Raw genomic sequence first — 23982 nt, 5'->3', positions numbered from 1 at the left:
GCCCCGGCCCGGTTCCGGCCGGACCGTCGCCCGTCAGCAGCCCTGCTCCGCCGGAGCGTCGGCCAGGGCGTTCAGCAGACCGCCGAGCACCTCGCGCTGATCGGCGGTCAATGGAGCCAGGATCTCCTCTGCGGCCCCGGTTCGCGCGTTGCGCAGGCGGCGCAGCGTGGCGCGGCCGGTGTCGGTGAGCTCGATCCTTATGACACGGCGGTTCGCCGGGTCGGGCACGCGGCGCACGCAGTCGGCGCCCTCCAGGCCGTCGACGAGCGTGGTCACGGCACGGGGCACGACCTCCAGACGCGCGGCGAGGTCCGCCATCCGGGGCGGATGCACGGTGGAGAGGTGGGCGACGGTGCGCAGCAGTCGGGACTGGGCCGGGGTGATGCCGAGCGGCTCCAGGTGGCGCTTCTGGATGCGGTGGAGCCGCCGGGTCAGGCGGAGCAGCTGCTCGGCGAGCACGCCGTCGGTGGTGTCGGCGCCGTCGGTGCCGTCGGGTGCGGCGGTGCCGCCGGCGCCCTGGCTGCTGTCGGTCTCGGAAGCGGTGCTCATGCTGCGGTCCTCATAATGGGAACGATATCAGGACCAGATTCATTGTGAGTATAGGTAACAATGAGCTATGCTCATGCGAGTCTCGTCATCTGTCATGAAGGAGGCCCATGCGCCCCAAAGAACCCGAGTGGGAACCCTCGAAAGAATCCCTCGACCCCGGCGGCCCCGCGCCGCACGAGCGGCCGCGCGAACTGCGCCGCATCGCCGGTCTCTTCCGGCCCTACCGCGGCCGCCTCGCCGTGGTCGGCATCCTCGTCGCCGCCTCCTCGCTGGTCGGAGTCGCCACCCCCTTCCTGCTGAAGGAGGTCCTCGACGTCGCGATCCCGCAGGGCCGTACCGGGCTGCTCAGCCTGCTCGCCCTCGGCATGATCGCGACCGCGGTCGTCACCAGCATCTTCGGCGTGCTCCAGACCCTGATATCCACCACCGTCGGCCAGCGCGTCATGCACGATCTGCGCACCGCCGTCTACGCACAGCTCCAGCGGATGCCGCTGGCCTTCTTCACCCGTACGCGCACCGGCGAGGTGCAGTCCCGCATCGCCAATGACATCGGCGGCATGCAGGCCACGGTCACCTCCACGGCGACCTCCCTCGTCTCGAACGCGACGGCCGTCATCGCCTCCGTCGTCGCGATGCTCGCGCTCGACTGGCGGCTCACGCTCGTCTCGCTCGCCCTGCTGCCCGTCTTCGTGTGGATCAGCCGCCGCGTCGGCGGCGAGCGCAAGAAGATCACCGCGCAGCGCCAGAAGCAGATGGCCACGATGGCCGCGACGGTCACCGAGTCCCTGTCGGTCAGCGGCATCCTGCTCGGCCGCACCATGGGCCGCGCCGATTCGCTCACCACCTCCTTCGCGGAGGAGTCCGAGAAGCTCGTCGACCTCGAAGTGCGCTCCAGCATGGCCGGGCGCTGGCGGATGTCCACCATCGGCATCGTCATGGCCGCCATGCCCGCGCTCATCTACTGGGCGGCCGGCATAGCCCTGCAGAGCGGAGCCCCTTCGCTCTCGGTCGGCACCCTCGTCGCCTTCGTCACCCTCCAGCAGGGCCTGTTCCGGCCCGCCGTGAGCCTGTTGTCGACCGGCGTCCAGATCCAGACCTCCCTGGCGCTCTTCGCCCGCATCTTCGAGTACCTCGACCTGCCGGTGGACATCACCGAGCGCGAGGACCCCGTCCGCCTCGACCGCGCCAAGGGCGAGGTCCGGCTGGAGGACGTCCACTTCGCCTACGACGCCAAGAGCGGCCCCACCCTGACCGGCATCGACATCACGGTCCCGGCCGGCGGTTCCCTCGCGGTGGTCGGCCCGACCGGGTCAGGCAAGAGCACGCTGAGCTACCTCGTGCCCCGGCTCTACGACGTCACCGGCGGCCGGGTCGCCCTCGACGGCGTGGACGTGCGCGACCTCGACTTCGACTCCCTGGCCCGCTCCATCGGCGTGGTCTCCCAGGAGACCTACCTCTTCCACGCCTCCGTCGCCGACAACCTGCGCTTCGCCAAGCCGGACGCCACCGACGAGGAGATAGTGGAGGCGGCCCGCGCGGCCCAGATCCACGATCACATCGAGTCCCTGCCCGACGGATACGACACCCTGGTCGGCGAGCGCGGGTACCGGTTCTCCGGTGGGGAGAAGCAGCGCCTGGCCATCGCGCGCACCATCCTGCGCGACCCGCCGGTCCTGATCCTCGACGAGGCCACCAGCGCCCTGGACACCCGCACCGAGCACGCCGTGCAGCGCGCCATCGACAACCTCTCCCAGGGGCGCACCACCATCACCATCGCCCACCGCCTCTCCACCGTCCGCGATGCCGACCAGATCGTGGTGCTCGACGGCGGCCGGATCGCGGAGCGCGGCACCCACGAGGAGCTGCTGCGGGCCGACGGCCGGTACGCCGCCCTCGTCCGCCGCGACCGCGAGAGTGCCCTCAAGCCCGAGGCTCCGGCGTCCGGCGCGCTCCTCGGGGCGCTCGGCTCCGAGATGCGCAAGGCGGATCTGCTCAAGCCCGGGACGTTCAAGCCGGACACCCTGCGCGGCACCGAGCAGACCCCGGTAAACGTGTGATCGTATGACCGGCACACGGGTGGGATGCCGGGAATCCGGCGGTTCGCGGGTTAGCGTGCCCGCATGCCTCATGAGAACCGGCCGCCGTCACCGCGCCGTTCCCGGCTCACCCGCCGGGGCAGGCTGGCGCTCTTCCTCGGAACCGTCCTGGGACTCGGGGCAGCCCTCCTGATCCCCCTGCTTCCCGGGGAACGGGCTCCCGAGAAGCCGCGCCTGCTGCTGATCCCCGAGGGCTGGCGGGCCGCACAGGTCTACGCCGCCATCGACCGCGAACTGAAGCTCCCGGCCGGTTCCGCCAAGGCCGCGGTCGCCACGATCGCGCTGCCCCTGCCCGCCGAGGCGAAGGGCAACCCGGAGGGGTACCTCTTCCCGGCCACCTATCCGGTGACCTCGCAGTCCACCCCGGCCTCGCTGATCACCTACATGGTCGAGACGGCCAACAAGAGCCTCGCCACCAAGTCCGTGGCGGACGGCGGCAAGGCCCACGGGATGACCCCGTACCAGACGGCCACCCTCGCGAGCATCATCGAGGCGGAGGCCGAGACCCGCGGAGACATGGGCAAGGTCGCCCGGGTGGTGCACAACCGGCTGGCGAAATCGATGCCGCTCCAGATGGACTCCACCATCAACTACGCGCTGAACCGTTCCACGGTGGACACCAAGCTGAGCGAGACGAAGATCGACAGCCCCTTCAACACGTACGAACGCCAGGGCCTGCCGCCCACCCCGATCGACAGCCCCGGCCTGCAGGCCATGGCGGCCGCAGTGGCCCCGACACCCGGTGACTGGCTCTTCTTCGTCACCGTGAAACAGGGCGACACCCGCTTCTCGTCGACGTACGAGGAACACAAGCGCCACGTGGCCGAGTTCAACCGCCTCCGCGCGGCGTCACGCGCGACCTGAGCCCGCCTCCGCCGCAAGGAATCAGGCCACGGCCCCGGTGCGGGTGAGGAGGCGGTGGATTTCGCGGACTGCGGCGCCGCCGGCGCGGTTGGCGCCGATGGTCGACGCCGACGGGCCGTAGCCGACCAGGTGGATCCGCTCGTCGCGGACCGCGCGGGTGCCGTCGAGGCGGATGCCGCCGCCCGGCTCGCGCAGGCGTAGCGGAGCCAGGTGGTCGATGGCGGGGCGGAAGCCGGTGGCCCACAGGATCACGTCCGCCTCCACGCGGCTGCCGTCCGGCCAGGCGGCCCCCGTCCTCGTGAGGTGGTCGAACATCGGCCGGCGGTCCAGGACGCCCGATTCCAGCCCGCCCCGGACCGCCTCGTTCAGGGGCAGCCCGGTGACGCTGACCACGCTCCGGGGCGGCAGCCCCTGTCGTACCCGTTCCTCCACCAGGGCCACCGCCGCTCGGCCCTGCTCCTCGCCGAACTTCCCGTCGCGGAACACCGGGGGCCGCCGGGTGACCCAGGTGGTCTCCGCCGCCACCTCGGCGATCTCCAGCAGGTGCTGCACCGCCGAGGTGCCGCCTCCCACGACGACGACCCGGGCCCCGGTGAACTCGTCCGGCCCGGGGTAGTTCGCGGTGTGCAGCTGGCGGCCCCGGAAGAGCTCCTGTCCCGGGTAGCGCGGCCAGAACGGCCGGTCCCAGGTCCCGGTGGCGTTGATCAGGGCCCGCGCCGACCAGGTCCCGGATCCGGACTCCACCAGCAGCCGGCGGTCCGCCCCGTCGCGTACGGCCGTGACGTCCACGGGGCGGCGCACGTGCAGGCCGAAGCGTTCCTCGTAGGCGGCGAAGTACTCGGCGATCACCTCGGAGGAGGGCCGCAGCGGATCGGCGCCGGTCAGTTCCATCCCGGGCAGGGCGTGCATGCCGTGGACCTTGCCGTACGTGAGCGAGGGCCAGCGGAACTGCCAGGCGCCGCCCGGGCGCGGTGCGTGGTCCAGGACCACGTGGCGGATGCCCGCCCGCGCCAGGTGGTAGGCGCTGGACAGTCCCGCCTGTCCCGCGCCCACGACGACCACGTCCACGTCAGCATCCACGTCGACGTCCACGTCCGCACTCACGTCCTGCACCGCGAAATCGTTCACGGTTCTACCAACTGGCGGCGGGGCCGAGATCTTCCCGGATCCCGGCCCCCGCCACCGCCGTCAGGAGCGGTGCGCGCGGAGCGTGGCCAGGACCGGGTCCCGGGGCTGGAGGGTGAGCCCCGGGAGGACCCTCGCGCGGGCCGGGCCGCTGTCCAGGTGGAAGCGCTGGGCCACGACGGCCAGCACCAGGGCGGCCTCGACCAGGGCGAAGCGGGCGCCCAGGCAGGCGCGCGGGCCGCCGCCGAAGGGGAACCAGGCGTGCTCCGGGATCTGCTGGGCGGCGCCCGCATCGGCGGACCAGCGCTCGGGGCGGAAGGCCTCCGGCTCCGGGAACCACCGCTCGTCCCGGTGCATCGACCACGGGCTGATCCACACCGACAGGCCGGCCGGGATCGGGCGGCCGCCGAGCGTGGCGCCTTCCCCGGCCACCGCCGAGATCAGCCAGATCGGCGGGTAGATCCGCAGCGCTTCCTTGACCACCTGCTGGGTCCAGGGCAGCCGCGCGTAGTCCTCGTACGTCGGCAGCCGGCCGCCGAGCACCCGGTCCAGCTCCTCCGTCAGCCGTTCGCGGGCCTCCGGCGCCCCCGAGAGCAGCTGCCAGGCCCAGGTCAAGGTGGTCGACGTGGTCTCGTGGCCGCCGATGTACAGGGTGATCGACTCGTCCCGCAGCTCCGTGCGCGACAGCGGCCCGCCGTCCTCGTCACGGGCGGAGAGGAGCCTGCTGAGGAGGTCGTCCCGCTCCTCGCCGGCCGCCGAGGCCGCCTCGTGCTCCCGTATGACGTGCTCGATCTCGCGGTCGAGGACGTCCACGGCGGCGCGCATCCGGCGCCGCCCCGGAGTCTGCACCCAGGGCGGCAGGAACATCGTCACACCCCGGAACTCGGCGCCCAGCTCGCGCTGCGCCGTGGCCATGGCCGCACTGATGGGTGCCTCCCGGCCCGCGGCATCGCTCCCGAACAGGGTCCGCACCGCGATGCGTTGGGTGAGTCCGGCCATCTCCCGGTGCACGTCGATCTGCGCGCCGTCGCTCCAGCCGGAGACCAGCGCGTCGGCGCACTCCACCATCGTGGCGGCGTACGCGCGCACTTGGCGCGGCCGCACCGAGGGCTGGACCAGTGCCCGCTTGCGCCGCCAGTCCTCGCCGGTGGCCACGACCACCCCGTTGCCCAGCAACTGCCGGAAGGCCCAGCCCAGTTCGGTCGGCTTGAAGGTGGACTCCACGGCGCCGAGCAGCTCACCGGCGTGCTCCGGCTGGGAGACCAGGACATTGCGCTGCGGGCCGAGTGCCCAGGGCACCCAGTCCCCGTACTCGTCTCGCAGCGACTCGAAGAAGGCCAGCGGATCGCGGGCGAAGGCGGGCAGGTTCCCCACCAGGGGCCAGCGGCGCGGTCCGCGCTCGGAGCCCGGGGGCGTCAGGGTGGCGGTCACCCCGGCATGGTGACAGCGCCGCCCCCAGGGCGCCAGAGCGCGACGGACCCCGGCGTCCGACGGCTCAGGCCGCCTGTGCCGCGGTGAGCCAGCTGTAGGCGCTCTCCGCGCTGAACTCCGTCTGCCCGGAGGGGAAGAGCAGCCCGGCCGCGGCGAAGGCCGGGTCGTCGGCGGTGGCCGCCACGTACGGGACCGCCACGCACCGCATGCCCGCCGCGTGCGCGGCCAGGGCGCCCGGCGCCGCGTCCTCGACGACCACGCAGTCGGCCGGGTCCGCGCCCAGCCTGCGCGCTGCCTCCAGGAACACGTCCGGGGCGGGCTTGCCCTGGGCGACCTCCTCGGCGGAGACCACGGTGGTCAGCAGTGCGTCCAGCCCGGTGCCCGACAGGACCGCGTCGATCGCCTCGCGCGAGGAGCCCGAGGCCACCGCCATCGGGACCCCCTCGGAGTGCAGCCGCCGCACGAAGGCGCTCATCTCGGGGTAGGCCTCGGTGTGCGTCCGGGCGAGCTCCAGGTAGGCGGCGTTCTGCTCGGCGAGCAGCTGCTCCACCGGTGCCGCGATCCCGTACGCCTCCCGGAGGATCTCCAGGGTTTCCAGGGTGCCGATGCCGATGTACCGGGAGTGCTGCTCCCAGGTGAAATCGGGGACCCCGTGGCGCTCCAGGGTGCGCCGCCCGGACTCGTAGTAGTTCGGCTCGCTGTCCACGAGGGTGCCGTCGAGATCGAATATGACGGAGATCATCCGTTGTGCCCGTCCTGCCGGTGCCTGTCTTGTTCTGTCCCGACCATCTTGTCAGGATTTCTAGGGTTTCCGCGCCGCTCGTCCCACGGACTCGACCAGGGGGAGGAGCCGGTGCGCCACCCGCTCGCGCAGCGCGACCTCGGTCCGCGTGCGCACCACGCCGGGCAGCCGGATCAGCCGCTGGATGACGTCCTCCAGATGCGCGTTGTCCCGGGCGGCCACCCGGGTCAGCAGGTCCCCGCCGCCGGTGATGGAGAAGGCCTCGATGATCTCCGGTACGGAGGCCAGCGCATCGCCGACCTCGTCCAGGTGCCCCTGCGTGACCTCGATGTGCACGAAGGCCAGGACGGGATGCCCGAGCGCGGCGGGGGAGAGCACGGGGCCGGTTCCGGTGATCACCCCGGTGCGCTCCAGCCGGTCGAGCCGGGCCTGGAGGGTGCCGCGCGCGACGCCGAGGATCCGGGCGTACTCCCGGACGCTGGTGCGCGGCTGCTCGATCAGCAGGCGCAGGATCCGTGTGTCGAGCTCGTCCACCGCCATGCCGCGACTGTACCAACGCGACCTCGTGCGTCCCGGATCAAACCCCCTGTGACCTGCGGTGGCGCCGGGCCCGCCCGGGCGGCAGGGGCAGGAATCCGCTGGTCCGCGCCCGGTACGCGGCGTAGCCGGGGCGCTCCGCCATGTGCCGCTCCAGCAGCCGTTTCCCGCTGCCGCCGATCAGCAGGTACGACATCACGAGCGGGGAGACAACCGACACCGCCACCGCTCCGCCCGAGGTCCAGGCGGCCAGGGACAGCCCCCACCACACGCAGAAGTCGCCGAAGTAGTTCGGGTGCCGGGTCCAGGACCACAGGCCCCGGTCCATGATCCGTCCCCGGTTCGCGGGATCGGCCTTGAACCGGGCCAGCTGGTGGTCGCCGACCGCCTCGAAGAGCAGCCCGCACAGCCACAGCAACGCGCCCGCCACGGCCAGGGCCCCGGGACGCCCGGTGGCGTACGCCGCCGCCTGCACGGGCAGCGAGACCAGCCAGACCAGGCCCGCCTGGAGCAGGTAGACCATGCGCAGCGCGTACGCGTTCCGGCTGCCCGGAGCCTTGGCGAGCATCCGCTCGTAGCGCGGGTCCTCGCCGTGCCCCCGGCCCCGCCACGCGATGTGCCCGGACAGCCGCAGGCCCCACACGACCGCCAGGACCGCCGGCAGCGGGTGTCGGCCGCCCGACAGCGCGTACGTGGCCACCGCGACGGCGACGAAGGCCAGGCCCCAGGCCACGTCCACCCCGCGGTGCCTGTCCAGGCGGACCCCGACGGCGAAGGCGGCCAGCATGACGGCGAGGGCCGCCCCCGCCGAGACGGCCAGGTTGAGCCCGAAGGCCCCCCAGTTCACCGGGTACCACCGCCCTCGGCCGTCAGGAGGAACTGGTGCACGTTCAGGTAGCCCGAGGCGAACCCCGCCTCGCAGTAGGCCAGGTAGAAGGTCCACATCCGCTGGAACGCCGCGTCGAAGCCGAGCTCCGCCACCCGGTCGGCCCGCTCGGCGAAGCGCTCCCGCCACAGCCGCAGCGTCTGCGCGTAGTGGGCCCCGTAGGCCTCGGAGCGGATCACGCGCAGCCCGGTGTGCGAGCGCGCCATCTCCTCCACCACCCGCACCGACGGCAGCATGCCGCCGGGGAAGATGTACTTGTGGATCCAGGTGTACGTGTCCCTGGTGGCGAGCATGCGCTCGTGCGGCATGGTGATCGCCTGGAGCGCGACCCGCCCGCCGGGGGCCAGCAGCCGGTCCAGCGTGGCGAAGTACACCGGCCAGTACTCGGCGCCGACCGCCTCGATCATCTCGACGCTCACGATGGCGTCGTAACTCCCCTCGGCCTCCCGGTAGTCGCACAGCCGCACCTCGACGCGGTCGGACAGCCCGGCGGCCGCGATCCGGCGCAGGGCCAGCTCCCGCTGCTCCCGCGACAGGGTCAGGGTGACCACGTGCGCACCGCGCCGGGCCGCCCGGACGGCGAGCTCGCCCCAGCCCGTGCCGATCTCCAGCAGCCGGGTGCCGGGACCGGCCTCCGCCAGGTCCAGCAGCATGTCGATCTTGCGGTGCTGGGCCTCGGCGAGTTCCTCCCGGCCGGCGGGCAGGGTGTGGAAGACCGCCGAGGAGTAGGTCATCGTCGGGTCGAGGAACTCGGCGAAGAGCTCGTTGGACAGGTCGTAGTGGCGCTGGATGTTCGTCCGCGAACCGTCCGGGGTGTTGCGTTCGGAGGCCGGGTGGCGGGAGGCCCACAGGCCGCGCAGCCGCTGGAGCGGGGCCGGGACCAGCCCCGTCACGTGCCCCGCCAGTACGGTCAGCACGGCGACCGGGTCGCGCGCGTCCCACTCCCCGGCCAGGTACGACTCGCCGAAGCCGATGAGCCCCTCGGCCGCGATCCGGCGTTCGAAGGCGTCCGGGTCGTACACCGCCATCGCGGGGCCGCCCCGCCCCAGGGTCCCGTCGGGACCCATCCGGACCTGGAGCGGCAGCCGGTCCAGGGCCCGGCGGATCAGCAGCCGCCCGACGGCGGCCCTGGCCCGGGAGCACTGCGGTACGGCCGGGGCGCCGGCGGTGGTGGTGGTCGACGTGCTCACTTCATGCCCTCCTGGGGTACGTGTCGGGGTCGCGGGCGGACCGGCAGCCCGCGCAGCCACAGCCGGACGCCGTGGTAGCGGATGCCGAGGCTGACGGCGGCGGTGGACCAGGGACGGCGCAGCGCCGCGCGCAGCAGTCCCCGGGCGCCGGCCGGGCGGCGGGTGCCGAGGACGGTCGCGGTCAGGCGGGCGCCGTCGGTACCGCCGGCCAGCCGGACGGTCAGCGCGAGGCGGTCGTCCGGCTCGGGCAGCCGCATGCGGTAGTCCCCTTCCACCCGGAGGAAGGGGGAGACGTAGAACTCCTTGGGGACGGCGGTGTCTTCGGGTCCGCGCGGGCCGCTCCGGGCCGTTTCCGGAGGGAGGAGGTAGCAGTGCCGTTCGCCGTACGTGTTGTGCACCTCGGCGACCACCTGCCGCAGGGCGCCGTCCGGTCCGTGGCACCAGTACACGGTCAGCGGGTTGAAGACGTGGCCGAACACCCGGGCGTGCGCCAGCATCGACACCCGCGAACCCGCCGGGAGTCCGGCGCCGTGCGCCGCGAGGAACGCGTCCAGCCCGGCCCGGATCGAGGGGGCGCCACCGCCGAAGTGGTCACGGGCCTCGAACCGGGCGAGCGGCCGGAGCGCCCGCGGGAGGCGGGGCAGCCGGTCGAGGTCCACCAGCCACAGGTACGTGCGGTGCCGGAGCCGGTAGCTGCTCCCGCCCGACCGGACGTGCCGGACGTCGGCCGCGTAGAGACGTGGCTCCGCCGGGCCGTCCCCGCTCCGCAGGGGGCTCACCACGTCACCCCCAGCGCGGCGGCGGCCTCCACGCCCGAGCGGCAGCCGTCCTCGTGGAACCCCCACCCGTGATAGGCGCCGGCGAAGGCCGTCACCGGCCCCGACAGGGCCGGCAGGAGCCGCTGGGCCGCCACCGACTCCGTGGTGTAGACGGGGTGTTCGTACTCCATCTCGGCCAGCACCGACTCCGGCCGCACCGCGTCGCCGGCGTTCAGCGTGACCATGTACGGCTCGGGACCGTCCAGCCCCTGGAGCCGGTTCATGTCGTAGCTGACCCGTACGTGCGCATCGGCCGGACGGCACCCCGACAGCCGGTAGTTCCAGCAGCCCCGGGCGCCGGGCGTGCGCGGCAGCACCGAGGTGTCGGTGTGCAGCACGGTCCGGTTGCGGGAGTAGCGGAAGGCGCCGAGCGCGGCGCGTTCCGCGTCCGTCGGATCGGCCAGCAGCCGCAGCGCCTGATCGGCGTGGACGGCGACGACCGCCGCGTCGTAGTGCTCGGTGGCCCCGCCGGCGGTGGTGACCGACACGCCCTGCCCGGTGCGCGCGAGCGCCCGTACCGGCGCGGCCAGGTACACGGCGTCCAGCCGTTCGCGGACCCGCTCCACGTAGCGCGCCGAGCCGCCCTCGACCGTACGCCAGCGCGGCGAGCCGCCCACCGACAGCAGGCCGTGGTGCTCCAGGAACCGGAACAGGTACCGGGCCGGGTACCCCAGCGCCGTGTCCGGAGGGCAGGACCACACGGAGGCGACCAGCGGGATCGCGAAGTGCGCGGTGAAGTAGGCCCCGAAGCGGCCCCGCTCCAGGAACTCGGCCAGGGTGATCTCGCCGGTGCCGGTGCCGGTGCCGGAGGTCGTGGCCGCGGACGGGGCGGCCAGCAGGCTCCTGGCCCGCCGGTGGAACGCCGGGATCCGGGCCAGCATCCGCAGGTACTGCGGGTTCGCGGCGGACCGGCGCCCGGCGAAGAGCCCGCGCGGCCCGCGCGCACCCGCGTACTCCAGACCGCACCCCTCGCAGCGGACCGACAGGCTCATCGTCGTCGGCCGGGTGGCCACCCCCAACTCGCCGAAGAGCCGCAGCAGATGCGGGTAGGTGCGGTCGTTGTGGACGATGAACCCCGAATCCACCGCGCGCACCACCCCGTCCGGCCCCTTCAGCTCGTGGGTGTGCGCGTGCCCGCCCAGCCGGTCGTCCGCCTCGTACAGGGTCACCTCGTGCGAGCGCGCGAGGACGTACGCCGCCGTCAGCCCCGACACGCCCCCGCCGATCACGGCCGTCCGCGGGCGCGGCGCCCCTCGCTCGGTCATCGTGTTCCTCCTCGTCCCCCCGTCACCGGGCCATCCCGGCACCCCTTCTTCGGAGCGGAGGGGGGTCTTGGATGTGCCGTTCGGGGGAATCCCGCATCCGATCCGGCGCGCCGCGGGGAATCGGAAGGGGAGGGCGGAGGTACCGAAGAGCAGCGCGCACAGAGCGGAGACAGCCATGACGGGCAAGAACTGCCTGGTCACCGGGGCCAGCGGATACATCGGCGGACGCCTCGTCCCCGAACTCCTGGACGCCGGGCACCGGGTCCGCTGTCTGGCCCGCACCCCGGAGAAACTGCGCGACCACCCCTGGGCCGGGGACGTCGAGACCGTCCGCGGAGACGTCACCGACCCCTCGTCCCTCGCGGGGGCGATGACCGGCATCGACGTCGCCTACTACCTCGTGCACTCCCTCGGCACCGGATCCGACTTCGAGCAGCGCGACCGGGACGCCGCCCGGGCCTTCGCGGACGAGGCCCGCGCCGCCGGGGTCCGCCGCATCGTCTACCTCGGCGGCCTCACCCCCACGGACCTCCCCGTCCGGAGCCTCTCACCGCACCTGCGCTCCCGCGCCGAGGTCGGCGAGGTCTTCCTCGCCGGAGCCGTCCCGGCGACCGTGCTGCGCGCCGCCGTCGTCATCGGCTCCGGGTCCGCCTCCTTCGAGATGCTGCGCTACCTGACCGAACGGCTGCCCGTCATGGTCACCCCCAGCTGGGTCGGCACCCGCTGCCAGCCCATCGCCGTCCGCGACGTGCTCCGCTACCTCGTCGGCAGCGCGGGCATGGCGCCCGAGGTGAACCGGGCCTTCGACATCGGCGGGCCCGACGTGCTGACGTACGAGGAGATGATGCGCCGCTACGCCGTCGTGGCGCAGCTGCCCACCCGCCTCATCCTGCGGGTCCCGATGCTCACCCCGAGGCTGTCCAGCCACTGGATCGGCCTGGTCACCCCCGTGCCGAGGGCGCTGGCCCGGCCGCTCGCCGAATCCCTGCGGCACGAGGTGGTCTGCGCGGAGCACGACATCGCCGGCCACGTCCCGGACCCGCCGGGCGCGCCCATCGGCTTCGACGAGGCCCTCGCCCTGGCCCTCCGGCGGATCCGCGAGGCCCGGGTGACCACCCGCTGGTCCTCCGCCGCCGTCCCGGGCGCGCCGAGCGACCCGCTGCCCACCGACCCCGACTGGGCCGGCGGCAGCCTCTACACCGACCGCCGGCAGCTGGCCGTCGCGGCACCTGCCGCGGCGCTGTGGCGGGTGGTGGAGGGCATCGGCGGGGAGAACGGCTGGTACTCCTTCCCGCTCGCCTGGGCCGTACGGGGCTGGCTGGACCGGCTCGTCGGCGGAGTCGGCATCCGGCGCGGCCGCCGGGACGCCGCGCGGCTGCGGGTGGGGGACTCCCTGGACTTCTGGCGGGTGGAGGCGATCGAACCGGGCCGGCTGCTGCGGCTGCGCGCCGAAATGCGGCTGCCGGGGCTGGCGTGGCTGGAACTGCACGCCGATCCGCCGTCCCCGGGGGAGACCGGGTCCCGCTACCGCCAGCGGGCGCTGTTCCATCCGCACGGCCTGCTCGGCCACCTGTACTGGTGGAGCGTGTCACCGTTCCACGCCGTCGTCTTCGGCGGCATGGCACGCAACATCGCCCGCGCGGCGGAGCGGGCGGGCGACGGCGACACGGGTGCGGCACAGGACCGTCAAAGCGGCACGCCGGGTCCCTCCCCGGACCGCAGGTGACGACCGCTCGATGGGCGGTCCGGGGCGATGGGAGACTCGGGCCCGTGACGACCGGACCCGGAGACTTCGAACTGACCATGGACGAACTGCGCGTCGTCGCGCGCTACGCGCTGGAGAGCGCCGAGGAGGTCCTGCACGTCTTCGAGGAAGCCGTGCCCGGCGATCGCCGGCCCCGTGCGGCCGTCGAGGCCGCGGCGGCCTTCGTGAGCGGTGCCAGGAGGACCAACCTCCAGCGCACTGCCTCCACCGACGCCCACCGGGCGGCCAGGGAGGCGGGCACGGAGGCCGCCCGGCTCGCCGCGCGTGCCGCGGGGGACGCCGCGGCGGCTGCCTACCTCCACCCGATCGCGAAGGCCACCCAGGTGGGACACATCCTGAGGGCCGCCGCGAGCGCGGCACGCATCGGCGAGCTGAACGCGGACGACGATCCCGCCGTCGGGCTCCGGCTGATCGAGGAGGCCCGCCGGCGCGCCGCTCCCGTCCTGGTCGACGTCCTGCGCAGATATCCTCCGGCCCCGGTCGGCCCGAGCCGTACCGCGCAGCTCATGACCGTCCTGGACGCGTCCCTGCGCCGGCCCGAGCCGAGGGGAACCCCCGGGAACCCCCCGCGGTAGACGCCCTGCGGGTGGACGCCGCGCGGGCACCGCTCCGGACACCCCGGGGCGCCCGTGCCGGACACCCCGGGCACCGAGCGGTGGCGCCACCGCATCCGGGGAGGGGGCAGGCGCTGAAGTACCCCACGACAGCCCGTACCCCACCCCCCTCACGCGGAGCGAACCCCATGAACGTCGCGGTGGTCCTCTACACCTCCGACCTGCGGCTGCACGACCATCCGCCGCTGCGGGCCGCCCTGTCCTCATCGGAGCAGGTCGTGCCGCTCTTCGTGCGCGACCCGTCCGTCGCCGCCCCGCCCAACCGGCTCGCCTTCCTCGCCGACAGTCTCGCCGCGCTCGACGCCGGACTGCGCTCCCGCGGCGGCCGCCTCGTCGTACGGTCCGGCGACCCGGTCGCCGCGACCATGGCCCTCGTGCGGGAGGCCGATGCCGACGAGGTGCACATGGCGGCCGGAGTCAGTGCCTACGCCCATGCCCGCGAGGAGCGGCTGCGGGAGGCCCTCGAAGCGGAGGGCAGGCGGTTCCACGTCCACGATGCCGTGATCACCGCGGTCGCCCCGGGGGCCGTCACTCCCAGCGGGGCCGGGTCGGACCACTTCGCCGTCTTCACCCCGTACCACCGCCGCTGGTCGGAGCACCCGCTGCGGGCCGCCGCTCCCGCGCCCCGCGCCGTCCCGGTGCCCGACGCGATCCGCTCCGAGCCCCTGCCCGAGCGCGCCGCCGTCACCGGTACCTCCCCGGGCCTCGCCCCCGGCGGGGAGTCCGAGGCGCGCCGGCTGCTGGCCCGGTGGCTGCGTTCCGGCATCGACCGCTACCACGAGACCCACGACGACCTGGCCGGCGACGCCACCTCCCGGCTCTCCCCGCACCTGCACTTCGGCACGCTCTCGCCCACCGAGGCCGTGCACCGCGCCCGCGCCGCCGGCGGCCCCGGCGCGGAGGCCTTCGTACGGCAGTTGTGCTGGCGCGACTTCCACCACCAGGTGCTCGCGGCCCGGCCCGCGGCCGCCGCCGCGGACTACCGCGACCGCGGCGACCTCTGGCGCACCGGCCCCGCCGCCGAGGAGGAGACCCTGGCCTGGAAGGAGGGCCGCACCGGCTATCCGGTCGTGGACGCGGCCATGCGCCAACTGGCCCACGAGGGCTGGATGCACAACCGCGCCCGGCTGCTGGTCGCGAGCTTCCTCACCAAGACCCTGTACGTGGACTGGCGCGTCGGAGCCCGCCACTTCATGGACCTCCTCGTCGACGGAGACCTCGCCAACAACCAGCTCAACTGGCAGTGGGTGGCGGGCACCGGCACCGACACCCGCCCCAACCGGGTCCTCAACCCGGTCCGCCAGGGCCTGCGGTACGACCCCGACGGCGGCTACGTCCACCGCTGGGTCCCCGAGCTGGCCGGCCTCCCCGCGCCGCGCGTGCACGAGCCCTGGCGGCTCCGCGGCCTGGAACGGGCGGGCTACGACTACCCCGACCCGCTGGTCGCCCTCGCCGACGGCCTCGACCGCTTCCGCGCCGGCCGCAGGGCGGGGCCGGACTCCCCGTGACCCCCCGCCCGGCGCTCGCGCCGTACGGTGGAACGGTGGAGCCCGAACCCCCGCAGACCCGGCTGCAGCCCCCGCCCGTCGCCCTCGGCACCGGGGCCGTCGCCCGGCGCCTCGGCGTCTCCCCGACCACGCTGCGCTCCTGGGAGCGCCGCTACGCCATCGGCCCGGGCCGCCGCGAAGCGGGCCGGCACCGGCGCTGGACCCCCGAGGACATCGCCCGGCTGGAACTGATGTGCCGCCTCACCGCCCAGGGCGCACCCCCGTCCGAAGCCGCCCGGGTGGCCAGGGGAGTCACCGCGGAGGAGCCGGCCGCCGCCGATCCCGCCGATCCCGTCGATCTCGCCGCCCCGACTCCCGGAGGGCCCCGCGCGCTCCGCCTCGGGGACGTCCGCCCGGAGTGCAGGGGGCTCGCGCGGGCCGCCGTACGCCTGGACGCGCCGGCCGTGGAGGACCTGCTGGCGGCCGTGCTCGCGGATCTGGGCCCGGTCACGGCCTGGGAGGAGGTCATCGCGCCGACGCTGCACGCCGTGGGCCGCAAGTGGGCCACGGCGGGGGAGCGTTACGTCGAGGTCGAGCACCTCCTGTCCTGGTACGTCTCCGCGGCCCTGCACCGGATCCGGCCCGCCCCGGAGCGGCTCCCAGCCCCGCCCGTGCTGCTGGCCTGCACACCGGGGGAGCAACACAGCCTGCCGATGGAGGCGTTGGCCGCCGCCCTGGGCGAACGTGCCCTGCCGGTGCGGATGTTCGGGGCGGCCCTGCCGGCGGACGCCCTGTGCGAGGCCGTCCGGCGGACGGGTCCGCGGGCCGTCGTCCTGTGGGCGCAGTCCCGTACGACCGCGGACGCCTCGCTCGCCCGGTCGGTGGCGGCCATCGAATGGGGCCCGCGCGGTGCCCGCGGCCACTCGGCGCTGCTGCTCGCCGGACCCGGCTGGGGCGCCGCGGCCACGGCCCCGCCCGTCCGCGCCGAGCGGCTGTTCGGGCTGCGCTCGGGGCTGGCCGTCATCGAGTCGGTTGTGGCATCCGGGGTTCGAGGGAGCGTTCCAGGGACGGCGCGAGGGACTGCCGCAGGACATGCAGCGCCCGCCGCATGTGGCTCTTGACGGTGCCCAGCGGGAGCCCGGTGCGGTCCGCGATCTGCGACTGGGTCAGGTCCGCGTAGAAGGCGAGCCGCAGTACCCGCTGCTGCGTCGAGGGCAGCCGGGCCAGCTCACCGAGCAGCAGCACCCGTTCCACGGCCCGCTCCGGTCCCGGCTCCGGCTCCGGACGGGCCTGCGCGCAGACGCACGCGGCGGCCCGGACCACCCGGGCCCGCCGGGTACGGGCCTCCAGGGCGTCGGCCACCTTGTGCCGGGTGATGCCGGTCAGCCAGGCTCCGAGGCCGCCCGGCCCGGGCCGGTATCCGCCGCGGCCCCGCCACGCGGCGAGGAAGACCTGCTGGGTCACGTCCTCGGCCTCCCGCTCGTCGCCGAGCGAGCGCACGGCGAGCCCGTGCACCAGCGGCCGCCAGCGCCGGTAGACCACGGCCACGCACTGCTCGTCGCCCGCCGTGAACCCCGCCGCCAGCCGCGTGTCGTCCTGGTTGTCCATGCCCCGAGCCTCGCGAGAACGGCATCCGCAACCAACTTGCACCGTTTCCGCATCGCTTTTCGGTGAGGCAGGCCGGTCAGACCGATGCCTCCCCGCCGGGGTGCATCAGCGGCTGGGTCAGGTACACCAGCGCCACCGCCAGGACCAGTACGGCGGCCGGCAGCAGCAGCCACCCCACCGACCAGCCGGTGCGGACGAGCAGCGCCCCGGCCAGCCCGCCCGCGAACATCGCGCCGACCGACGAGCCCCGCCGCACCCAGGCCGCGGTCCCGTACCCGAAGGCCCGGTCCTGTCCGATGACCGAGCCGCCGAGGAAGGAGGTCAGCGAGCGGGTCACCAGGGTGGTCGGCACCCCGGCCAGGTTCACCCGCAGGCTCGTCACGTTCCGGATCCCCATCGCCGTCGACAGGGCCGCCGAGACCAGCAGCTGTCGGACGTCTGGAGCTCCGTAGCGGGGCGCCACCCCCCATCCGGCGGCCGCGGCCGACAGGACCAGCACCGCTTCGGCCGACAGGCCGGCCACGAACCAGCGCCGGCCCCGGTCCTCCACGAAGGCCTCCAGCCGGGCCCCGCCCGCCGCCCCCAGGGCGAACGCGCACAGCGAGACGGCGGGCGCCAGCGCGGGCACCGGGCCGGCGTGGGCCACGCCGAAGGCCAGGAACAGCACGTTGCCCGTCTGCATGGCCGTGAAGACGGGCCCGAGCGCCAGCAGGCTGACCGCCTCGGTCAGCCCGGTCGCCGCGGTCAGCACCAGCAGCAGGAGGGTCAGCGGAGGTCGCGTCACACGGGAACCCGGGCTCATGAGCCCCGACAGTGGCAGGTCCGGCGCGCTCGTCCGGCGCCGACATGCCGCAGGGACTAGGGTCCGAAGGGTGAGCGATCTTCTGCTGGTGAGGCACGGCGAGACCGCCTGGAGTGCGACCGGACGGCACACCGGGCGGACGGACGTCCCGCTGGCCCCGCGCGGGGTCGAGGAGGCGATCTCGCTCTTCCCGTACTTCCGCGACCGCGAGCCCGCCCTGGTCCTGACCAGCCCGCTGCGCAGGGCCGCCGCCACCGCACAGCTCGCCGGGCTGACCGGCGCGGTCGCCGATCCTGACCTCTACGAGTGGGACTACGGCGGCTACGAGGGCGTCACCACCCCCGAGATCCTGCGCGAGCGCCCCGACTGGTCCCTGTGGACCGACGGGGTGCCGCCCGGCGACGAGGACCACCCCGGCGAGAACGCCGCCCAGGTCGGCGCCCGCGCGGACCGGGTGCTCGCCCGGGCGGCCGAGGTGCTGCACGCCGACCGGGGCAACGTCGTCCTGGTGGCCCACGCGCACCTGCTGCGGGTGCTGACCGCCCGCTATCTCGGCCTGCCGCCCGAGGCGGGACGCCTCTTCCTGCTCCGTACGGGCACCTTCAGCGTGCTGTCCACGGAGCACGGCCTGCCCGTGATCGCGGGCTGGAACACCCGCCCCTGACGCCCCCCGCCTCGCGCGCGGGCCGCGTCTGCGTGACGATGCGTACATGGCCCACCATGGCTCGGACGGCGTGCCCCCTGAGCCCCCGGAACCGGCGCCGGAACCGGGAGCGAGGGCCGTCACGGACCCCGCCGCCGGGGACTCCGGCGCCGCGGAACCGGGGCTCAAGGCCAACGCGATCGGCTTCCTCGACGCGCTCGTCATCGGCCTGAACTCGACCTCGCCCGCCTACTCCCTGGCCGCGGTCATCGGACCGATCGTCGCGCTCGCCGGCATCTACGCACCCGGCGTCATGCTGGCCTCCTTCGTCCCGATGCTGCTGATCGCCGCCGCCTTCTACTACCTCAACAAGGTCGACCAGGACTGCGGGACGACCTTCTCGTGGGTGACGCGCGCCATGGGCCCCTGGGCGGGCTGGCTCGGCGGCTGGGCCATCGCGATGACCGGCGTCCTGGTCATCGGCTCGCTGGCCGACGTGGCCGTCCACTTCGGCCTGCTCGCCGCCGGACTCGACGGCTGGGCCGCGAACGAGGCACTGCGCCAGACCCTGACCGTTCTCGTGATCCTGGCCATGACCGCGGTCTGCGTCATCGGCACCGAGATGTCGGCCCGGCTCCAGGACGTCCTGATCCTCGCCCAGGTCTTCTTCCTGCTGGTCTTCGCCGTGGTCGCCCTCTACCGCGTCTACGCCGACACCAGCAGCCTCGACGGCACCAGACCAGCGCTCGAATGGCTCAACCCCTTCGGTGCGGGCGGCGCCGCCCTCACCGGCGGGCTGCTGCTCGGCGTGTTCATCTACTGGGGCTGGGAGTCGGCGGTCAACCTCACCGAGGAGGTCGAGAACTCGGCCACCGCACCCGGCAAGGCCGGCATCTGGTCCACCGTCGTCCTGCTGGTGACGTACCTCTCCGTCGGCTTCGCGGTCGTCGGCTACGCCGGGACGAAGTTCCTCGCCGAGAACGCCGGCGAGGAGGAGGCCGTCTTCGCGGTCCTCGCGCACGAGGTCATGGGCGGCTGGGACTGGATGGTCCTGCTCGCCGTCTGCACCTCCGCCCTCGCCTCCACCCAGACCACGATCATCCCCGCCTCCCGCACCGCCCTGTCCATGGCCCGCCGGCACGCGCTGCCGCCGAAGCTCACGCACATCCACCCCCGGTTCCGGACCCCGGACGTGAGCACCTGGTGGGTGGCCGGCATCGCCATCGCCTGGTACCTCGCCGTCAACCAGATCAGCGAGAACGCCCTCCTGGACTCGCTGACCGCGCTCTCCCTGCTGATCTCCTTCTACTACGCGCTCACCGGCCTGGCCTGCGCCGTCTACTACCGCCGCCACCTGCTGGAGAGCATGCACAACTTCCTGCTGATCGGCCTCGGCCCGGTGGTCGGCGCCGGACTGCTGATCTGGCTGCTCGTGCAGTCGGTCGACGACATGTCCGACCCGGAGAACTCCGCGAGCGGCGTCTCCTGGTTCGGGCTCGGCCCGCCGCTGGTCATCGGGATCGGCATCGCCGTCGTCGGCGTCCTCGTCATGTGCTTCTGGCGGATCAGGGACGGCCGCTTCTGGCAGGAGCGGCGCGGCGTCGCCGACCCGGCCCTGGTCCACGCCCCGAAGAAGCCCCGGACCCCGCAAGCCCCGAAGCCCTGAGCGCCGCAGCCCCGTAGCCCCGTAGTCCCGCAGGCCCCCGTAGTCCCGCAGCACCCCGCAGCACCGGGCGGAAGCCGGAGAGGAGCCCCGATGTCCGTCGTCCTCGGGTACGACGAGTCGCCCGGAGCCGAGCGCGCCCTGCGCGTGGCCCTGGAGGTGGCCACTGCCTTCGGCGAGCCGCTCGTCCTCGTCTACGGGGCCGCCGCCCCGGGCCTCACCGGTGAGGAGTACCGCGCACACCAGGAGGCCGTCCGGGAGGCCGGACGCAGCGCGCTCGCCCGGGCGGTGGAGGCCGCCGACGAGGCCGGAGTGCCGTCCACGGTCGAGGTCGCCGACGCGAAGCCCGCCCAGGCACTGCTCGACGCCGCCGAACGGCACGACGCCCGGGTGATCATCGTGGGGAGCTGGGGCGACAGCCCGATCCGCGGCGCCCTGCTCGGATCCACCCCGCACAAGCTCCTGCACCTCTCCCCGGTCCCGGTCCTGTGCGTCCCGACCGAGCACGCTGCCGGGGACTGACCCGCCGCTCCGCTCCCGGGACCCGAACCGCGGTGCGCCGCCGGGCGGGTCCGTTGGTCTGCCCGTGGCCGAAGATCACCGGCATTTCCTGTGCCAATGGCCCAGTGGGTGCGGACCGAGTTGAGCCATTGCCCCCGCGAATGCTTATCTGTGCCGTATCCATGTATCTACGGCGCCACGCAGCGCCGGACGGCAACGAAGCCGCTCCGGACCGTGGCGCCTTCGCCGTGCCCGTCCACCGCCCACCACCCCCGGGCGGACGCGGGCCCGGCGTGCTCCATCGCAAGGGGGGCGGCACACCGCCGTGAAGAGGATGTTCGTGGCTCCGGATCCGGGGCGCGCAAGACTCAGGAACGCGTCCCGCGCCGTCATCGGCGTCGCTCTCGCCGTGGCCGTGGCCGAACTGTGCGGGCTCTCGCTCGTCGCGTCGATCACCGGGGGACTGGCCGCGCTGCTCGCCCTCTTCACCGTGACCGACTCGACCGTGCGCGCCCAGCGGGTGACCACCGCCCTGCTGCCGGCCGCCGGATTCCCCGTGCTGGCCCTGGCCACCACCCTGCACGGCGTACCCCTGGCCCGCGACGCGGTGTTCGTCGCCGTGGTGTTCGCCGGGGTCTACGCCCGCAGGTGGGGGGCGCGCGGCCACGCCCTCGGGATCTTCGCGTTCATGAACTTCTTCATCACGCAGTTCCTGCACGCCCGGCCCGGTCAGCTGCCCGAGCTCTACGCGGCCGTCGCGCTGGCCCTCCTGTCGGCCGGCGCCGTGCGGTTCGTGCTGTGGCCGATCGAGCGCCGCGTACCGCCCGCCGCCGTACCGCCCGCGCCGCCCGGGACCGGGCTGGCCCGGCCGACCACCCGCCAGGCCTTCCAGGCCACCGCCGCCTGCGCCGTCGCCCTGGGCATCGGCCAGGCCCTGTCGGAGGACCGCTGGTACTGGGCCGTCGGCACCACCTGGTGGATCTTCGTCAACACCACCTCGCGCGGCGAGACCCTGGTCCGCGGCTTCCGCCGGGTCGTGGGCACGGTGTTCGGGATCGTGGCGGGCCTGCTGATCGCCATCCCGCTGAACGGGGCGCCGGCGCCCACGGCCGCCCTGGTGGCGCTCTGCGTCTTCGGGATCTTCTACACCGCCGCCGTCTCGTACAGCTGGATGATGCTGGCCGTCACGGTGATGGCCGGGCTCCTCTACGGCCTCCTGGGCGTACTCGATCCCGGTCTGCTCGTGCTGCGCCTGGAGCAGACGGCCGTCGGCGCGGTGTGTGCCGGGCTGGCCGTGATCCTGGTGCTCCCGGTGACCACCCACGCGACCAACGACATGTGGATCCAGCGCGCCCTGCGCTGCGTGCGCACCTGCACGGCCGAGGCCGCGGCCCGGCTCGCCGGCTCCCCGGTGGCCGACCCCGCGCCGCACGCCGCGGAACTGGAACTCTTCCTGGGCCGGGTACGGCTCTCCCTTGCCCCGCTCGTCCACCCGCTGAGCCCCTACCGCGGCCGCAAGGCCAGGGCCCGCCGGGTGCTGGCGCTGCTCGACGAGTGCGCCGTGGAAGTCCGCGGACTGGTCTCGGTGGCGGCGGACCCGGACGCGAGCCACGACGCCCGGCTCGCGGCGGCGTGCTGGCGCGTGGAGGCCGCGGTGGAAGCCCTGCTGACGCCGGAGGCGGAACGCGCGGCCGGGGCGGAGCTCCGTCCGGCCGGAGCGGCCGCGATGCCCGCACGGCCCGCCGCCGGGCCCGCACTGGAGCACCTGCACGGTCTGGAGCGGCTCCTCGCCCAGCTCGACGGACCCCTGCGCAGTGAGTCACGCTCCCCGCTGGTGGGCGCCTGACCCCGGTTCGTCCGGCGTCCCGGCGCCTGATCCAGGGGCGCCGGGCGCGTACCGGCCGGGGTCGAGGACTCCGGCCTTCGCGAGGCTGAAACCGAGTTCGGCCCTGCTGCGGCTTCCGAAGCGGGTCGAAGCGCGTTTGATGTGCGCGCCGATGGTGCGGGTGCTCAGGCCGAGCCGTTTGGAAATGGCCTCGTCCGTATGCCCCTTCACCATGAGTTCGAGAATCGTGCGCTGGATCTCGTCGGTGAGCCGGGGAGGGCGTTGCCCCGTCGTGTCGAACTCGACGGGGACGGCCCGCTCCCACACGGCCTCGAAGGTTTTCGTGAGGTACTGGATCAGGCCGGGTTCGCGGATCTCCAGGGCGTACGCCTCCTTTCCGCTCTCGGCGAGGACCGCGATGAAGGCGGCCGACCGGTCGCACACGATCAGCCGCTCGAACCGCTCGCCCACCGTCCGTACTTCGGCGCCCTCCCGTGTGACCCGTTCGATGTGGGCGAGCGTCGGGCCGTGCGCGCGGACGGTGTGCCCGTAGACCGTGCGCTGGCGGACTCCCCGGCCGGTCAGGGAGAGATCGCGGGGCAGCGCATCGGTCAGCGCCCCGGAGGGCCGGCCGCCCTCGGGGTGTGCACTGAGCAGTTCCTCGGTGCAGGTCTCCAGGGCTCCCTGGACGGCGGTGTCGATGACCTCGCGGCCGATGAGCGGCTGTGCGTGGGCCTTGTGGCGCTGGCGTTCGTGCCGGTAGACGGCGTCCAGCGGGGAGAGGGAGGCGATCAGGGCGTCGAGGGCGGCCCGCTGGTCCAGGATGGCCCGTCTGATCGGCCGTGCGAGGGTGATCGCGGCGACCGAGGGCGGTACCGGGAGGTGTTCGGGGGAGCCCTCCAGCTTCCGCAGCAGACCGAAGGCGGTCAGGCAGCCCGGAACGGTCCCCGACAAGCCTCCCTCGCGTAACGCTGTCCGGTAGGCGGCCGCGCAGTCGCCGCAGACCGACGTGCAGCCGTCGATGTCGGGTTGTGCGGTGTTGGTGTTCATCTGGGCCCCCTTCTTGTTCCGGCAATGCAAGATCAGGATGCCCCGGCCCGTTGGCCTCGGGGGAGGGGAACGGCAGGATCCTTCCTGCCTGGTGATCGCGAAATGACCCACATGACCGGTGGCGGGAGTGGCGACGGTGAAGCGAAGCATTCGTTCCGAACGCAGGATTCCGCCGGCGGGTCCGTCCGAGGCGCTGGACCTGCTCGCCCGGGCCCGCAAGGCCGTGGACGACGCGTACGGATCCGACGAGCAACTCGCCCGGGTGGCCTTGCACTTGATCGACTGCGCCGCCGATGCCTCGGCCCTGCTCTCCCGCGAAGGCGGCCTGGACGCGGCCCGCGAGGCGCTGGGCTCCGCCCGGTCCGCGGTGGTCGCCGCCACCGCGGCGGTCCGCGTGGTCCACGACGAGGCCCGCCTCTGACCCTCCGGTCCGAACGCCCGGCGATGCGCGGATGGTACGTCCGTCGCGGTCCCGTCCGCAGGCCGATCGATGAAGATCACACGGAGGAGTGTTCCGAGCG

General features: G+C 73.9%; 23 protein-coding genes. 11 read left to right on the top strand and 12 right to left on the bottom strand.

Going from position 1 to position 23982, the window contains the following annotated elements:
• Window positions 1-33: 33 nt before the first annotated feature.
• Window positions 34-549: a MarR family winged helix-turn-helix transcriptional regulator gene (locus ACZ60J_RS05300; RefSeq protein WP_469679045.1), complete on the bottom strand. Its 516-nt coding sequence runs from the start codon at window positions 547-549 to the stop codon at window positions 34-36.
• Window positions 550-656: 107 nt separating this feature from the next.
• On the opposite strand from ACZ60J_RS05300, the gene ACZ60J_RS05295 reads away from it, so the two are divergent.
• Complete coding sequence (locus tag ACZ60J_RS05295) at window positions 657-2606, top strand: ABC transporter ATP-binding protein (RefSeq protein ID WP_469679044.1); 1950 nt, start codon at window positions 657-659, stop codon at window positions 2604-2606.
• Window positions 2607-2669: 63 nt separating this feature from the next.
• The gene (mltG, locus tag ACZ60J_RS05290; protein WP_469679043.1) at window positions 2670-3509 is read left to right on the top strand and encodes an endolytic transglycosylase MltG; all 840 of its coding nucleotides are present in this window, start codon (window positions 2670-2672) and stop codon (window positions 3507-3509) included.
• A gap of 21 nt (window positions 3510-3530) precedes the next feature.
• Here mltG and ACZ60J_RS05285 read toward each other — a convergent pair whose 3' ends face one another.
• The 8 genes from ACZ60J_RS05285 to ACZ60J_RS05250 all read right to left on the bottom strand — a co-directional run bounded on the left by ACZ60J_RS05285 (window position 3531) and on the right by ACZ60J_RS05250 (window position 11503).
• On the bottom strand, window positions 3531-4637 hold the full coding sequence (locus ACZ60J_RS05285) for an FAD-dependent oxidoreductase (RefSeq protein ID WP_469679042.1): 1107 nt from the start codon (window positions 4635-4637) through the stop codon (window positions 3531-3533).
• Between the two features lie 60 nt (window positions 4638-4697).
• On the bottom strand, window positions 4698-6065 hold the full coding sequence (locus tag ACZ60J_RS05280; RefSeq protein WP_469679041.1) for a cytochrome P450: 1368 nt from the start codon (window positions 6063-6065) through the stop codon (window positions 4698-4700).
• Window positions 6066-6129: 64 nt separating this feature from the next.
• The gene (locus ACZ60J_RS05275; protein ID WP_469679040.1) at window positions 6130-6807 is read right to left on the bottom strand and encodes an HAD family hydrolase; all 678 of its coding nucleotides are present in this window, start codon (window positions 6805-6807) and stop codon (window positions 6130-6132) included.
• A gap of 60 nt (window positions 6808-6867) precedes the next feature.
• Window positions 6868-7347 (bottom strand): Lrp/AsnC family transcriptional regulator, encoded by a 480-nt coding sequence (locus tag ACZ60J_RS05270; protein WP_249764881.1) that lies wholly within the window; start codon window positions 7345-7347, stop codon window positions 6868-6870.
• Between the two features lie 37 nt (window positions 7348-7384).
• On the bottom strand, window positions 7385-8131 hold the full coding sequence (locus ACZ60J_RS05265) for a DUF1295 domain-containing protein (protein WP_469679119.1): 747 nt from the start codon (window positions 8129-8131) through the stop codon (window positions 7385-7387).
• Window positions 8132-8187: 56 nt separating this feature from the next.
• The gene (locus ACZ60J_RS05260; RefSeq protein WP_469679039.1) at window positions 8188-9420 is read right to left on the bottom strand and encodes a class I SAM-dependent methyltransferase; all 1233 of its coding nucleotides are present in this window, start codon (window positions 9418-9420) and stop codon (window positions 8188-8190) included.
• The gene (locus tag ACZ60J_RS05255) at window positions 9417-10190 is read right to left on the bottom strand and encodes a DUF1365 domain-containing protein (RefSeq protein ID WP_469679118.1); all 774 of its coding nucleotides are present in this window, start codon (window positions 10188-10190) and stop codon (window positions 9417-9419) included. The genes ACZ60J_RS05260 and ACZ60J_RS05255 overlap by 4 nt, the downstream gene beginning before the upstream one ends.
• 5 nt (window positions 10191-10195) lie before the next feature.
• Complete coding sequence (locus ACZ60J_RS05250; RefSeq protein ID WP_469679038.1) at window positions 10196-11503, bottom strand: NAD(P)/FAD-dependent oxidoreductase; 1308 nt, start codon at window positions 11501-11503, stop codon at window positions 10196-10198.
• A gap of 175 nt (window positions 11504-11678) precedes the next feature.
• Here ACZ60J_RS05250 and ACZ60J_RS05245 point away from each other — a divergent pair, with 175 nt between their 5' ends.
• The 4 genes from ACZ60J_RS05245 (at window position 11679) to ACZ60J_RS05230 (ending at window position 16490) form a co-directional block, all read left to right on the top strand.
• Window positions 11679-13229 carry an SDR family oxidoreductase gene (locus ACZ60J_RS05245; protein ID WP_469679037.1) on the top strand — a complete coding sequence of 517 codons (1551 nt, stop codon included), beginning with the start codon at window positions 11679-11681 and terminating at the stop codon, window positions 13227-13229.
• A gap of 44 nt (window positions 13230-13273) precedes the next feature.
• Window positions 13274-13843, top strand: coding sequence for a putative immunity protein (locus tag ACZ60J_RS05240; RefSeq protein ID WP_469679036.1), 570 nt, complete (start codon window positions 13274-13276; stop codon window positions 13841-13843).
• A gap of 167 nt (window positions 13844-14010) precedes the next feature.
• Entirely contained in the window at window positions 14011-15390 is a 1380-nt protein-coding gene (locus tag ACZ60J_RS05235) for a cryptochrome/photolyase family protein (protein WP_469679035.1), read from the top strand.
• A 35-nt stretch (window positions 15391-15425) separates the two neighbouring features.
• Window positions 15426-16490 carry a MerR family transcriptional regulator gene (locus ACZ60J_RS05230; RefSeq protein WP_469679034.1) on the top strand — a complete coding sequence of 355 codons (1065 nt, stop codon included), beginning with the start codon at window positions 15426-15428 and terminating at the stop codon, window positions 16488-16490.
• Here the strand turns inward: ACZ60J_RS05230 and ACZ60J_RS05225 are convergent.
• Both ACZ60J_RS05225 and ACZ60J_RS05220 read right to left on the bottom strand, forming a co-directional pair.
• Complete coding sequence (locus ACZ60J_RS05225) at window positions 16390-16977, bottom strand: RNA polymerase sigma factor (protein ID WP_469679033.1); 588 nt, start codon at window positions 16975-16977, stop codon at window positions 16390-16392. The two genes, ACZ60J_RS05230 and ACZ60J_RS05225, sit on opposite strands and share 101 nt — an antisense overlap.
• A 76-nt stretch (window positions 16978-17053) precedes the next feature.
• The gene (locus tag ACZ60J_RS05220) at window positions 17054-17761 is read right to left on the bottom strand and encodes a YoaK family protein (RefSeq protein ID WP_469679032.1); all 708 of its coding nucleotides are present in this window, start codon (window positions 17759-17761) and stop codon (window positions 17054-17056) included.
• A gap of 88 nt (window positions 17762-17849) precedes the next feature.
• Between ACZ60J_RS05220 and ACZ60J_RS05215 the strand changes: the two genes are divergently transcribed.
• The 4 genes from ACZ60J_RS05215 to ACZ60J_RS05200 all read left to right on the top strand — a co-directional run bounded on the left by ACZ60J_RS05215 (window position 17850) and on the right by ACZ60J_RS05200 (window position 22432).
• Window positions 17850-18443: a histidine phosphatase family protein gene (locus tag ACZ60J_RS05215; protein ID WP_469679031.1), complete on the top strand. Its 594-nt coding sequence runs from the start codon at window positions 17850-17852 to the stop codon at window positions 18441-18443.
• Window positions 18444-18489: 46 nt separating this feature from the next.
• Window positions 18490-20088: an APC family permease gene (locus ACZ60J_RS05210; protein WP_469679030.1), complete on the top strand. Its 1599-nt coding sequence runs from the start codon at window positions 18490-18492 to the stop codon at window positions 20086-20088.
• 90 nt (window positions 20089-20178) lie between these two features.
• Window positions 20179-20607 carry a universal stress protein gene (locus ACZ60J_RS05205; RefSeq protein WP_274547469.1) on the top strand — a complete coding sequence of 143 codons (429 nt, stop codon included), beginning with the start codon at window positions 20179-20181 and terminating at the stop codon, window positions 20605-20607.
• A 313-nt stretch (window positions 20608-20920) separates the two neighbouring features.
• The gene (locus ACZ60J_RS05200; RefSeq protein ID WP_469679117.1) at window positions 20921-22432 is read left to right on the top strand and encodes an FUSC family protein; all 1512 of its coding nucleotides are present in this window, start codon (window positions 20921-20923) and stop codon (window positions 22430-22432) included.
• Here ACZ60J_RS05200 and ACZ60J_RS05195 read toward each other — a convergent pair.
• Window positions 22406-23461, bottom strand: coding sequence for a LuxR C-terminal-related transcriptional regulator (locus tag ACZ60J_RS05195; RefSeq protein WP_469679029.1), 1056 nt, complete (start codon window positions 23459-23461; stop codon window positions 22406-22408). The genes ACZ60J_RS05200 and ACZ60J_RS05195 overlap by 27 nt on opposite strands.
• A gap of 136 nt (window positions 23462-23597) precedes the next feature.
• Between ACZ60J_RS05195 and ACZ60J_RS05190 the strand changes: the two genes are divergently transcribed.
• On the top strand, window positions 23598-23882 hold the full coding sequence (locus ACZ60J_RS05190; protein ID WP_469679028.1) for a hypothetical protein: 285 nt from the start codon (window positions 23598-23600) through the stop codon (window positions 23880-23882).
• The last annotated feature ends 100 nt before the right edge of the window (window positions 23883-23982 follow it).

Source organism: Streptomyces sp. NPDC104226 (assembly GCF_055584085.1).
Note: the sequence above shows the minus strand (reverse complement) of the source record. Positions and strands in the feature narration are given on the sequence as shown.